Consider the following 12,352-nt stretch of genomic DNA (forward strand, 5'->3'; position numbering starts at 1 on the left):
TCAAGCAGAGCATCGATTACACATCGCCGCAGTGCCTTGCCAATTGGGCTGTAAACGATTATAATAGAGGAAAAATTTTGGAAAAGGAGGCGGTCTTTCTGGCGGAGCTGAATACCGACGTGCAGTTCATCCGGGGCATCGGCGGCCAGCGGGCCAAAGCTTTGGAAAAGCTGGGCATCCGCACCCTGCGCGATCTGATCTCCTACTTTCCTCGGACCTACGACGACCGGACGCAGGCAAGGCACATTCTGGACCTCCAGCCGGGCGAAACCGCCTGCGTGGAGGCGATGGTCACCGCGGCTCCCACCCTCTCCCGCGTCCGCAAGGGGCTGGAGCTGGTGAAGCTGCGGGCGGTGGACGACTCCGGCACTCTGGACGTGACGTTTTTTAATCAGGCGTGGCTGAAAAACAGTCTGAAAGCGGGCGAGACCTATATTTTTTACGGCAAGGCGGAGGGAAATCTTCTCCGCCGCCAGATGGCGAATCCCGTGGTGGAGCCTCTGGGCCGCGGAGAGCAGACAGGCCGCATCGTCCCCGTCTACCCGCTCACCGCCGGAGTGAGCCAGCTCATTTTGTCCCGCTCCATCCGGCAGGGACTGGACGCCTGCGCGGACATCCTGCCGGATGTGCTGCCCGACTCTGTGCGGCAGGCGCACCAGCTCTGCCGCATCGGCTTTGCATATGAAAACATCCATTTCCCCGCCTCTGCCGAGGCGCTGGACCTTGCCCGGCGGCGGCTGGCATTTGAGGAGCTGTTTTTGTTCACCATCGGCCTGCGGCGTCTCCGTTCCCGCCGGGACGAGGTGCGGACAATTCCTTGCCGCGAGGTGGACATGGCGGCGTTTTACAACGCCCTCCCCTTTATGCTCACCGCCGCCCAGCGGCGCTGCGTGGAGGAAGCTCTGGGCGACATGCGCTCCGGAAAGCCAATGAACCGACTGTGTCAGGGGGATGTAGGCTCCGGAAAAACCATGGTGGCGGCCGCATGCGTATACTTCTGCGTGAAAAACAGCCGTCAGGCGGCGCTGATGGCCCCCACGGAAATTCTGGCCCAGCAGCACTATGCCGGACTTGCCCCCATGATGGAAAAGCTCGGCGTGCGCTGCGCTCTGCTGACCGGCTCCATGTCCGCCAAGACAAAGCGGACCATCTCCGACCAGCTGGCCACTGGCGAAATTGATTTTGTCATCGGTACCCACGCGCTGATCTCAGGCGGAGTGGAATATCAGGATCTGGGGCTGGTGGTGACGGATGAGCAGCACCGCTTCGGCGTTGGACAGCGGGCTGCGCTGGCATCCAAGGGAGACAGTCCCCACATGCTGGTCATGTCCGCCACGCCCATCCCCCGGACATTGGCTCTGATTTTATACGGCGATCTGGACGTGTCCATTCTTGACGAGCTGCCTCCCGGACGGCAGCAGATCGGCACCTCCGCTGTCTCCGGCGGCTACCGCCGGCGGCTGTATGCCTTTCTCCGCAGGCAGGCGGAGGAGGGACGGCAGTGCTATATCGTCTGCCCGGAGGTATCGGAAAATGAAGACGCGCCGGACGAGCGCAAGGCTGTCACCGAGTACGCCAAAAAGCTCCAGACAGAGGTCTTTCCCGACCTGCGGGTGGCGTTTGTTCACGGAAAGATGAAAGCGCGTGAAAAGGAGGCGGTCATGTCCGCCTTTGCCGCCGGTGAGACGGACATTCTGGTGTCCACCACGGTGATCGAGGTGGGTGTGGACGTACCCAACGCCACGGTGATGGTGGTGGAAAATGCGGAGCGGTTCGGTCTCAGTCAGCTTCACCAGCTCCGGGGACGGGTTGGCCGGGGGAGTCATAAGTCCTACTGCGTTCTGATCTCCGACAGCAAAAACGAGGAGACCCGCCAGCGCCTTCGGATCATGACCCAAACCGGCGACGGGTTCAAAATTGCCGAGGAGGACCTGCGTCTGCGCGGCCCCGGGGACTTTTTCGGCCTGCGGCAGCACGGTCTGCCGGGGCTTCGGATTGCGGACCTGGGCTGCGATGCGGCGCTTTTAAAGGAGGCGCAGTCCGCCGCGGATGCGCTCCTTGCGGAAGACCCGAAGCTCTCCGCCTGTCCCGCCACGGCGGCGCGGGTGGCGGAGCTGTTCGCGCAAAACGCGGAAACTCTCAACTGAGCTCGCTGAAAAGCCTCCTACCGGTACGGTGCTATTCCGATCAGGCGTATTCTGTCACGGCCCGGCGGCTAAAGGCAGCAAGAAAATTTATGCTTGAAGAAAGGTAGTAAAATATGAAGAAGGTAATTCTGGGTTCATTTCTGTTTTTAACCGGATTCCTATCCATTGCAGTGCTTCTGGCAGGTTCCATGAGCAACGATTGGACAATAGACGGGCAGCATTCGACTTTATGGAACTTATCTCAATATGGACTTACGCCCGCCCTTTACATGTTTGCTATTATTGCGATCATTGGGTTAATTGTTGCCACAAGCGGATTGCTGGATAACGGGCAGTAAAGGTTACGGGCATAACACAAAACCGGGGCTCCATCGTCTTCATGAGACGATGGAGCCCTGTGACTTTTTCACTTCCAAGAAAACCAAAGAGGCGCTCAGTTCCGTGCCTCTCCGACAGCCGGGAACGACAGGACAAAGGTGCTGCCCTTCCCCAACTCGCTGCGCAGCGACACACTGGCGCCCAAATACGCCGCGCCGTGCTTCACGATGGAAAGGCCCAGGCCCGTGCCGCCCCGGGAATGGCTTTTATCCACCCGGTAGAACCGCTCAAACACCCGATCCCGCGCCTCGGGGGGAATCCCCACGCCGGTATCCTCCACGGTGAGGCGCGCGCCCTCGCCGGTGTCCTCCACCGTCACGGCAACGCTGCCGCCCTCCCGATTGTATGCCACGGCATTGTCGCACAGGTTATAGAGGATCTCCTCCAGAATCTGGGGCACGCCGCTGACCATGGCCGGGCCGCCCTTCAGCGTCAATTCCAGCTTTCGCTTCTCCGCGGCGGGGCGCACCTGGTTCAGCACGTTCCCCGCCAGACGGTACAGATCCACCTGTTCCCAGGGGCCCTCCGCGCCGCCCTCATCCAGGCGGGAGAGCTTGATGATGTCGTTCACCAGCTCGATCAGGCGTCCCGCCTCCCGGTGGATATTTCCCGCAAAGTGGGACACATCCTCCGGTTTCACCGTGCCGTTTTCCAGAATCTCCGCCGTACCGGAGATAGCAGTCAGCGGTGTTTTCAGCTCATGGGAGACATTGGCGGTAAACTCCCGCCGCAGGCTCTCCCGCTGCTCCCGCTCCGTCACATCCAGAATCACCAACACAGCGCCGCCCAGATGTCCGTCCTGCATCACAGGGCTGGCGATGATTTGCCGGCAGAGGTTTTCCCGATGCACCATCCGCTCGCTGCGGCGGCCCGCCAGGGCCTCCTCCACGCAGCGGCGGAACCCCTCCTCCCGGCTGAGGACGAAGGCGCTGGTCTCACCGGGGGTGGGTACGCAGCTTGTTTCCAAAAGACGCAGCGCCGCGGAATTGTTACTCAGCACCCGGGTGCGAATGTCCAGAACCAGAAACCCCTCACTCATGTTCTCGGTGATGGCGGAAAATTCCTCCTGGCGGCGGCGCAGCTGTTCCATCTGCTGGTGAATCTCATGGCTTTGCATCCGCAGGCGCGCCAAAAGAGGCGTCAGCTCATCGTAAAAGTCTTCGGATACGCCGCTGGGATTGCTCAGATCCAGCTCATTGATGGGCCGGACAATGCTTTTAGACAGGCGGGAAGCCAGAAACGCCGCCAGGAACAGCGCCGCGGCGACCACCAGCAGGATCGGCTGCACCGCTTGCAGTGCCAGTACCCAGACGGAGTACCGGGTGCTGGATGCCCGAACCACGGTGCCGTCGTCCAGCCGGACGGCGCAGTAGATAGCAGTTTGTCCCAAGGTGTCCGACCAGCGGACGGCGGTGCCCTTGCCCAGAGTCATGGCCTGCTTGATCTCCTCCCGAGAACCGTGGTTTTCCATGGTGGCGGCATCCTGCCAGTTGTCATAGAGAACCGTGCCATCCCGGCCCACCCAGGTCACGCGGCTGGAAATGTTCAGCCCGTCAAAATACTTCATGCCGCCAAGACTGACCCCGCGGGCAATGGTAACGGCCTGTTGGTTCAGATCCGCCTCCGTCCGGCTTTCAAAGTAGCCGTGAAGTACGCCTATGATCAGCGTCAGCGCTGCCAGCAGTGCCGCCAGCGACACGACGAGAATTGCGTGAAAAATTCGTTTTGTCATTCCGTCTCTCCGATTTTATAGCCATAGCCCCGGACGGTCTCGATACACTCTCCCTCATCTCCCAGCTTCTGGCGCAGGGTGCGGACATGGACGTCCACGGTCCGGGTCTCCCCGGTGAAGGCGTATCCCCATACGCTCTCGATGAGCTGTTCCCGGGAAAAGACCTTTCCCCTGTTGCGGATCAAAAGGCAGAGCATCTCGTATTCCTTCTGGGTCAGGGCCACGTCCCGCTCCCCCACGCGGACGATGTGCTTGGCGGGAATCACCGTCAAGTCACCCGCGCGGAACTGTTCCTCCTCCGTCTCCGTCCGGCGCAGCAACGCCCGGATGCGGGAGAGAAGCTCCATCATGCCGAAGGGCTTGGCCACGTAGTCGTCCGCCCCGCCGTCCAGCCCCAGAACCTTGTCGTACTCCGTGGATTTGGCGGTCAGGAGGATAATGGGCAGACGGGCGGTTTTTCCGTCTGCCCGCAGCTTTTTCAAAATAGTGAGGCCGTCCTCCTCCGGGAGCATCACATCCAGCAGCAGCAGGGCGGGTGGTGTCTCGGCGCAGGCCTCCCAAAACGCAGAGGGCCGTTCAAAGCCCCTTGCTTCCATGCCCTGGCTGTTCAGTGTGTAAATCACAAAGTCCCGGATACTGTCGTCGTCTTCCAGTAGATAGATCATCGTCGGCCCCTCCTGAAAAAATGGACTGCCGGATTTCTCCGGCGCTAATTATTGTTTTTGTGGACCCCCGTCAGGGAATACTCCACCCACTCAGCAACATTGGTGGCGTGGTCGCCGATCCGCTCAAAATACTTGGCCACCATCAAAAGATCCAGCGCCAGCTCGCCTTTGGAGCTATCGGTGGAAATCAGGCTGATGATCTCCTTTTTCACGTCTAAAAACAGGGCGTCCACCTTGTCGTCCGCCACACAGACGGAGCGGGCCAGTTCCAGGTCTCGCTTTACAAAGGAGTCCACGCTGTCCGTCACCATGGCGATGGTGGCCCGGGCCATATCCCCGATATGGGTCCTGCCGGTATCGGATGCGTCGGCCACATAGCTGCTCAGTTCCGCGATGTCCGCCGCCTGGTCACCGATACGCTCCAGATCGGAGATCATTTTCAGCGCTGAGGATATCTCCCGCAGATCCTTTGCTACCGGCTGCTGACGCAGCAGCAGCTGCAGACATAGCCGCTCCACGTCGCTCTCCGCCTGATCGATTTCCTCCTCCGCCGCTCTGGCCTTGTCCGCCAGCGCCGCGTCCTGCTCCAAAAGCGCTTTCGCCGCGGCGGAGATGGCGTCCTCGCACAGGGCGCCCATGCGAATCAGTTCCAGATGGAGTTGTTCCAGCTGTTCGTCAAAATGTGTTCTCATGCTTCAAGCCCCCTTAACCAAATCTGCCGGTGATGTAGTCCTCTGTGCGTTTGTCCGTGGGACTGGAGAACATCTGCTCCGTGCCGCCGAATTCCACCAGCTCTCCCAGCAGGAAGAAAGCGGTCTTATCGGAAACACGGGCAGCTTGCTGCATGTTGTGGGTCACCATGACCACAGTATACCTGTTTTTCAACTCCACCGCAAGCTCCTCGATTTTTGATGTGGAGATGGGGTCCAGCGCGCTGGTGGACTCATCCATCAGCAGCACCTCCGGCTCCACCGCCAGCGCCCGGGCAATGCACAGCCTCTGCTGCTGGCCGCCGGAGAGACCCAGAGCGGAGGTCTTCAGTCGGTCCTTTACTTCCTCCCAGATGGCGGCCGCCCGGAGCGAGTTCTCCACGATCTCGTCCAGCTTCACTCGGCTGCGGATGCCGTGGGTCTTGGGACCGTATGCCACATTGTCGTAAATGCTCATAGGAAACGGGTTGGCCTTCTGAAAAACCATGCCGATCCGGCGCCGGAGCCCCGTCACGTCCACCGCCGGGTCATAGATATTCTGATCCTGAAAACTTACCTCCCCGGTGATACGCACGCCGGGAATCAGATCGTTCATACGGTTCAGCGTCTTCAAAAATGTGGACTTTCCGCAGCCGGAGGGACCGATCAGGGCCGTGATTTCGTTGGCAGGAATCTCCGCGTTGATGGAGTACAGTGCCTGATGGTCGCCGTACCACAGGTTCAGGTCTTTAATCGAGAGGATCGAGTCCATGACTTCACTTCCTTGTCTGTTTCAGGCCGCCGGGGCGGTCTTTAAAATATGGGGGGACGTTTGGTCCGCGTCCGATTCACGGCGCGCGGCCATCTTTCCGGCGGCGCGCAAACAAAAGCGCAGGCAGTTTACAGCCTTTTCAGTCTCCGGCCCGCTATGCCGGCAGTCAGATTGATCACCAGCGTCAGCAGCAGCAAGATCGTGGCAATGGCAAAGGCCACCGCCGTCTCACCCCGTTCGCTGGCATAGACGTAGAGCGCCACGGTCAGTGTGGCGGAGGACGAGTGGAGGGCGGTCATAAAGTCGTTCAGCACCAGTCCGAATCCGGCGGTGTACAGCAGGGCAGCGCTCTCGCCCACAATGCGGCCTATGGCCAGGATGCAGCCGGTTACGATACCGTCCACCGCGCCGGGAAGCACCACGGTGCGGACCATGTGCCACTTGCCGGAACCCAAAGCCAGCGCGCCCTCCCGATAGGCTTGAGGAACGGTTTTCAGACTTTCCTGCGTCGTGCGGACAATGGTGGGCAGGATCATGATGACCAGCGTCAATCCGCCCGCCAAAATGCCGTTTTGCAGATTCATGAACTGCACGAAAATCAGCATGCCCACCAGGCCGTAAATAATGGAGGGGATCCCCGCCAGAGACTCGGTGGCGAATTCGATCACGGCCACCAGCCTGTGGCTGGTAGCATACTCCGTCAGATAGATCGCCGCGCCCACGCCGATGGGGAGGACGATCACCATCGCCACCAGAATGATATACAGCGTGTTGGCGATGTTGGGAAAAATGCCGATGGTGTTTTTCAGGTAGCTGCTCTGACCACTGAGCAGCGGCCAGGTCAAATTCGGCACGCCCCGGAAAAAGATATAGCCGAGCATGAATATCAGCAGCGCACAGGTGACGCCGCCGGCCAGCCACAGCAAAGTGCGCATGGTTCGGTCATAGGCCCGGCGGGGAGCGGATAGCTTTTCCATGGCTCAGCCCTCCTTTTTCCGCTTGATGAACAGGTTCAACAGCGCGTTAATCAGCATAATAAACAGGAACAGCACCAGTCCAATGGAAAACAGCGCCTGCTGATACAGGCTTCCCACGGCGGCATAGCTCATACCGGAGGTGATGGCCGTGGTCAGGAAGCGGACGCCGGTCAAAAGGCTCGGCATATTGGATACGTTGCCCGCCACCATTACGATGGCCATGGCCTCGCCGATGGCGCGGCCCACACCCAGCACCACCGCAGCGGCCACACCGCTGCGGGCGGCGGGAAGGGTGACGCGGAAGAGTGTCTCCATCTCTGTGGCCCCCAGGGCCAGAGACGCCTCCTCGTATTCTCTGGGCACGGCATTGATCGCCGTCTCCGACACGTTGACGATGGAGGGCAGGATCATGATCGCCAGCACCACGACGGCCGCCAGCAGGCAGGCGCCGGAGCTGAGCTGAAACGCCTTTTGAATAGCGGGGACCAGCACGATCATACCCACCAGACCGTATACCACCGACGGGATACCTGCCAGCAGCTCCACCGCCCCATGAATGATCTTTGCCACCTTTGGAGGAGCGACCTTGGAGAGGAACAAGGCCGTGAACAGTCCCACAGGGACGCCGATCAGAATTGCCCCGGCAGTGCCGTACACAGAGGTGAGAATGAAGGGCAGAATTCCGAACGACGGATCCCGCGTGGTGGCGGTGGGCTCCCAGACCTCTCCGGAGAGGAAGTTCCAAAGGCCGATCTGGCGGATCGCGGGAACGCCGGAAACAATCAGGTAAACGCTGATGACCAGCACAAACCCCACAGCCAAGATGCCGCACAGCAGAAACAGCGCATGCATCACGACCTCCAGCGGCTTTTGCCCGCCGACCTTCCTCAGCGTGCGGCGGGGCGCCGCGGCGGCATCAGCCACGCACTCCTGAGAGAAAGCGGCCGTATTTTTAAGTGAACCGTATTCCAAAATGCGCTCCTTTCCAAACCGACAGTCCCCGCTCACGGTGAGCGGGGGTATGTCGGCAGAGGGTAAATCGTAAGCGAATTCTTACTTCGCGACAGGCACGGCGCCGGCAGCCTTGATGAGGTCGTTGGCGGCGGTGGAGGTGGCGAAGTCGAAGAAGGCCTGAGCCGCAGCAGAGAGTGTCGCGCCGTCCTTGGTCACCAGGACGAAGGGACGCTGAATGGCATAGGTACTGTCCAGAACCGTCGCTTCGGTGCAGGCAACCCCGCCCACTGTGACGGCCTTGATGCCGTCCTGGCCCTCGACTGCGGAGAGAGAAGCATAGCCGATGGCGTTGGGGTTACCCTTCACGGCCTCGATGACCGCGCCGGTGGAGGTCAGCTCCTGAGAGAGGACGCAGGCGTCGGCGGTTTTCGTAATGGACTCAAAGCCGTCGCGGGTACCGGATCCGGATTCACGGCCGATTGCCGCCACAGCGCCCGCGTCGCCGCCCACGGCGGACCAGTCGGTGACCGCGCCGGTGAAGAGCTTGGCAATCTGGTCGACGCTCAGATCGGCCACCTTGCTCTTGGCGTTGACTATGACGGCAATGCCGTCCAGAGCCACCGTCGTGGCGGTGAGGCCGGTCTCCTCCGCTTTCAGTGCGCGGGAGGCAAGCCCTATGTCACAGGTGCCGTTGCTGACGGCCTCGATACCCGCGCCGGAGCCGGTGGGGTCATAGCTGACGGTGACGCCGGAATTGTCTGCCATGAACTGCTCGCTGAGAGCTCCGATCACCTTTTCCATGGAGGTAGAACCGTTGGTGGATACTGTGCCGCTCAAAGCGGGGACGGTCGGGGGAGTCTGGGCGCCGGATGCAGCCGGGGCGGAGTTGCTGCTGCCGCAGCCGGCCAGCAGGGCGGCGGTCATCCCCAGTGCAAGAAACACGCTCATCGCTTTTTTCATCTTAATAATCTCCTTTGATTTTTCATGAATTGTTTTGATAGTTCCTTGATGTGTTTTCAGTATACCTTTTCCAATATAAAAACCGTTACCACGACTGTGTAAAGTATTTGTAAAATCCGTTTCAGCAATACCAATTGATTGTAAAGTAACCTGTGTTGCAGTTCTGAAGCGCAAGCATCAGTAGGACAAAAGGGCTATCTTTTTCAAGTGATCGGAGTGGTACAAAAGCAGATGTTAAAACCGGCATCCGTTTTCTATTTTCCTAGGTTCCTTACTGTTTTTCACAAATTTTATAATTTAACAACCATTCGCATCGAACTTCGAACCCGGTTTATCGATAGGGTTATCGTGTCAAGGATGACACGCTGACGGAATACTATAGCTTGGGGCCAGGGGCCCCACGGCTCCCGACCCCGTGCGAAAGGAGCATTTATGGATATTAGTTCTCTTGGCATCGCGGCAGTGGCCGCTATCACAACCATTTGCTATCTGGTGGGCCTTGCGGTCAAGGCCACACCATGCAACAACGACAAATATATCCCCATCGCATGTGGCGCTGTGGGCGGTATTCTGGGCCTTGTGGCGCTGTATACCGGCCTTCCAAACTTTCCCGCCACCGACCCGCTGACGGCGATTGCCGTGGGTATTGTGAGCGGCCTTGCGGCGACCGGCGTTAATCAGGCGGTAAAGCAGTTGAGCGGAGGCAAATAAATGGCGGGCGAACAAATGACGAACGATGAAAAGCGGGCAAACGTCCTTAAATGGGCAGAGTCCCAGCTGGGCGTGATCGAGTACCCGTCCGGCTCCAACAAGGTCAAATACAATGATTGGTTCTATGGCGCCGCCGGACACAATTACGCCTGGTGCATGGCGTTTGTGCAGTGGGTGTTTGCCAGGGCCAACCTGCCGCTGCCTGTTAAAACGGCGAGCTGCACCGATCTTGCCGATTACGCAAAAAAGCATAAGCAGTGGGTCACAGGCAATTATAAACCCGGCGACATTCTCTTTATGCACTGGGGGAAAAATGACGCGATCACGGAACACGTGGGCATCGTCGTGTCCGTAAGGGACAGAGTGGTGGTCACGTACGAGGGCAACACGTCCCTTGCGTCTCAGGTCAACGGTGGTTGCGTGATGGAGCGCAACCGGGCGTATGCCAATATCACCGGGGCGTATCGGCCCTGGTACAACGTGTAAACCAAGAAACCTGGCGGGGCAGTGCCCCGCCAGGTTTCTTTATCGAGAGATGGATACAAGCAGCGGCGTGAAGACCGACGGCAGCCCCGGGTATGTGGTGGATGGCTTGAACGGTAAGATACTGATGCACGAACTCTTTCAATACGACATGGAACGTGATATAATGATAACTGATGATAGCGCGCGTTGAGGTCCCGTCCGGAGCCGGAGAGCAGGCAGATGATCGGCCTTGCCGACTGCAAGGTAACGGAGCACGATGCCCATACTGAACATCAAGGAAAGGAAACTATTAATTTGCTTAAAATTGAAGGTCTGAAGCAGCGGCCCGGGCGTGGGCCCCGTGATCTGGTGCGGGAGGCCGCCCGCCTTCTGCGGGTCGGTGAAAACGATATAAAATCCATTCATGTCCTGCGCCGAAGCGTGGACGCCCGGGAGGACGTGGAACTGGTATACACCGTGGCGGTGGACGCGGCGGAGGAGGAAAAGGTCTTGCGCCGCAGCCACAACAAAAAGGTATCTCGTTATGTCCCGGCCCCGGACTATGCTCTGCCGAAACCGGCGGCTCCGCCGGAGCTTTCGCCGGTGGTGGTGGGCGCGGGACCGGCGGGGCTGTTTGCCGCGCTGGTGCTGGCAAAGGCCGGGGCAAAGCCCATCCTTCTGGAACGGGGCAAAACCGTGGAGCAGCGTCAGGCGGATGTGGGACGGTTCTGGCAAACCGGAGAACTGGACGTCCGCTCCAACGTGCAGTTTGGAGAGGGCGGCGCGGGAGCGTTTTCCGACGGAAAGCTGAATACCGGCACCAAGGACCCCCGTCACCGCTTTATTCTGGAGGAGCTGGTCTCCTGCGGCGCGCCGGAGGACATTTTGATTGACGCAAAGCCCCATGTGGGAACGGACATGCTCCACATCGCGCTGAAAAACCTGCGCAAGGAGCTGCTGAGTCTGGGGACGGACATCCGGTTCGAGTCCCGGCTGACGGGACTCCGGACGGAAAACGGAGGCCTCGCCGGAATTACCGTGGAGGGGCCGGAGGGCGTGTATGCACTTCCCTGCCGCCAGCTTGTTCTGGCGGTGGGGCACTCCGCCCGGGATACCTTTGAAATGCTCCATGCCGCAAAGGTCCCCATGGAGGCGAAGCCCTTTGCCGTGGGCGTGCGCATTGAGCATTTACAGGCGGACATGGATGCGGTACAATATAAAAAATATGCGGGCCACCCCGGCCTGCCCGCCTCCACCTATAAGCTCTCCTGCCATCTGCCCGACGGTCGGGCGGCGTATTCCTTCTGTGTCTGCCCCGGGGGCGAGGTGGTGGCCGCCGCGTCGGAGGAAAATCGGGTGGTCACCAACGGCATGAGCCGCTTCGCCCGAGACGGGAAGAACATCAACGGCGGTTTTTTGGTCAATGTGACGCCGGAGGATTTCGGCGGAGACGGCCCGCTGGCGGGCGTGGAGTTCCAACAAAAGCTTGAGGACGCCGCGTTCCGTCTGGGCGGCGGCGGTTACAGCGCCCCAGCCCAGCGGGTGGAGGACTTTCTTGAAAACCGTCCGTCAACCGGTCCCGGAAGCGTAACGCCCACGTATCGCCCCGGCGTGAAATGGACAAACCTGCGGGAATGTCTGCCGGATTTCGTATGCGACACGCTGGCACAGGCGCTCCCGGTTCTTGACCAAAAGCTCCGGGGCTACGCCGCACCGGACGCGGTTTTGACGGCGGTGGAGAGCCGCAGCTCCTCCCCCGTCCGTATTCCCCGCGACGAAGCGGGACAGAGTACACTTCGGGGCCTGTACCCCTGCGGCGAGGGAGCCGGGTACGCCGGAGGCATCCTCTCCGCCGCCGCGGACGGCATGCGGTGCGCTGAAAAAATCATACAAACGCTGTAA

At 59.9% G+C, this 12,352-nt stretch carries 12 protein-coding genes; 5 read left to right on the forward strand and 7 right to left on the reverse strand.

What is annotated here, in order from left to right:
• Positions 1-77 precede the first annotated feature (77 nt).
• Positions 78-2,147: an ATP-dependent DNA helicase RecG gene (gene recG / locus ABWQ15_RS08640; RefSeq protein WP_353908364.1), complete on the forward strand. Its 2,070-nt coding sequence runs from the start codon at positions 78-80 to the stop codon at positions 2,145-2,147.
• A 113-nt stretch (positions 2,148-2,260) separates the two neighbouring features.
• On the forward strand, positions 2,261-2,485 hold the full coding sequence (locus tag ABWQ15_RS08645; protein ID WP_353908365.1) for a hypothetical protein: 225 nt from the start codon (positions 2,261-2,263) through the stop codon (positions 2,483-2,485).
• A 95-nt stretch (positions 2,486-2,580) separates the two neighbouring features.
• Here ABWQ15_RS08645 and ABWQ15_RS08650 read toward each other — a convergent pair whose 3' ends face one another.
• From ABWQ15_RS08650 to ABWQ15_RS08680, 7 genes are all read right to left on the reverse strand, one after another.
• Entirely contained in the window at positions 2,581-4,257 is a 1,677-nt protein-coding gene (locus ABWQ15_RS08650) for a sensor histidine kinase (protein ID WP_353908366.1), read from the reverse strand.
• Entirely contained in the window at positions 4,254-4,922 is a 669-nt protein-coding gene (locus tag ABWQ15_RS08655; protein ID WP_353908367.1) for a response regulator transcription factor, read from the reverse strand. Before ABWQ15_RS08655 ends, ABWQ15_RS08650 begins: the two co-directional genes overlap by 4 nt.
• 44 nt (positions 4,923-4,966) lie before the next feature.
• Positions 4,967-5,614: a phosphate signaling complex protein PhoU gene (gene phoU / locus ABWQ15_RS08660; RefSeq protein ID WP_353908368.1), complete on the reverse strand. Its 648-nt coding sequence runs from the start codon at positions 5,612-5,614 to the stop codon at positions 4,967-4,969.
• Between the two features lie 13 nt (positions 5,615-5,627).
• Positions 5,628-6,383, reverse strand: coding sequence for a phosphate ABC transporter ATP-binding protein PstB (pstB, locus tag ABWQ15_RS08665; RefSeq protein ID WP_353908369.1), 756 nt, complete (start codon positions 6,381-6,383; stop codon positions 5,628-5,630).
• Positions 6,384-6,511: 128 nt separating this feature from the next.
• Positions 6,512-7,360 (reverse strand): phosphate ABC transporter permease PstA, encoded by an 849-nt coding sequence (gene pstA, locus ABWQ15_RS08670; RefSeq protein WP_353908370.1) that lies wholly within the window; start codon positions 7,358-7,360, stop codon positions 6,512-6,514.
• 3 nt (positions 7,361-7,363) lie between these two features.
• The gene (pstC, locus tag ABWQ15_RS08675; protein ID WP_502919115.1) at positions 7,364-8,332 is read right to left on the reverse strand and encodes a phosphate ABC transporter permease subunit PstC; all 969 of its coding nucleotides are present in this window, start codon (positions 8,330-8,332) and stop codon (positions 7,364-7,366) included.
• 81 nt (positions 8,333-8,413) lie between these two features.
• Positions 8,414-9,274: a phosphate ABC transporter substrate-binding protein gene (locus tag ABWQ15_RS08680; RefSeq protein ID WP_353908371.1), complete on the reverse strand. Its 861-nt coding sequence runs from the start codon at positions 9,272-9,274 to the stop codon at positions 8,414-8,416.
• Positions 9,275-9,706: 432 nt separating this feature from the next.
• On the opposite strand from ABWQ15_RS08680, the gene ABWQ15_RS08685 reads away from it, so the two are divergent.
• The 3 genes from ABWQ15_RS08685 (at position 9,707) to ABWQ15_RS08695 (ending at position 12,352) form a co-directional block, all read left to right on the forward strand.
• Positions 9,707-9,985, forward strand: coding sequence for a phage holin family protein (locus ABWQ15_RS08685; protein ID WP_353908214.1), 279 nt, complete (start codon positions 9,707-9,709; stop codon positions 9,983-9,985).
• Positions 9,986-10,471, forward strand: a complete 486-nt coding sequence (locus tag ABWQ15_RS08690; protein ID WP_353908372.1) for a CHAP domain-containing protein — start codon at positions 9,986-9,988, stop codon at positions 10,469-10,471. It begins immediately after the preceding gene.
• A gap of 294 nt (positions 10,472-10,765) precedes the next feature.
• The gene (locus ABWQ15_RS08695) at positions 10,766-12,352 is read left to right on the forward strand and encodes an NAD(P)/FAD-dependent oxidoreductase (RefSeq protein ID WP_353908373.1); all 1,587 of its coding nucleotides are present in this window, start codon (positions 10,766-10,768) and stop codon (positions 12,350-12,352) included.

This window comes from Oscillibacter sp. (assembly GCF_040505565.1).
GTDB lineage: Bacteria > Bacillota > Clostridia > Oscillospirales > Oscillospiraceae > Oscillibacter.

Bases quoted from the DNA above. Each gene is read 5' to 3' on its own strand.
- ABWQ15_RS08645 (WP_353908365.1), top strand. From the start codon at position 2,261: ATGAAGAAGGTAATTCTGGGTTCATTTCTGTTTTTAACCGGATTCCTA.
- ABWQ15_RS08650 (WP_353908366.1), bottom strand. From the start codon at position 4,257: ATGACAAAACGAATTTTTCACGCAATTCTCGTCGTGTCGCTGGCGGCA.
- ABWQ15_RS08655 (WP_353908367.1), bottom strand. From the start codon at position 4,922: ATGATCTATCTACTGGAAGACGACGACAGTATCCGGGACTTTGTGATT.
- phoU (WP_353908368.1), bottom strand. From the start codon at position 5,614: ATGAGAACACATTTTGACGAACAGCTGGAACAACTCCATCTGGAACTG.
- pstB (WP_353908369.1), bottom strand. From the start codon at position 6,383: ATGGACTCGATCCTCTCGATTAAAGACCTGAACCTGTGGTACGGCGAC.
- pstA (WP_353908370.1), bottom strand. From the start codon at position 7,360: ATGGAAAAGCTATCCGCTCCCCGCCGGGCCTATGACCGAACCATGCGC.
- ABWQ15_RS08680 (WP_353908371.1), bottom strand. From the start codon at position 9,274: ATGAAAAAAGCGATGAGCGTGTTTCTTGCACTGGGGATGACCGCCGCC.
- ABWQ15_RS08685 (WP_353908214.1), top strand. From the start codon at position 9,707: ATGGATATTAGTTCTCTTGGCATCGCGGCAGTGGCCGCTATCACAACC.
- ABWQ15_RS08690 (WP_353908372.1), top strand. From the start codon at position 9,986: ATGGCGGGCGAACAAATGACGAACGATGAAAAGCGGGCAAACGTCCTT.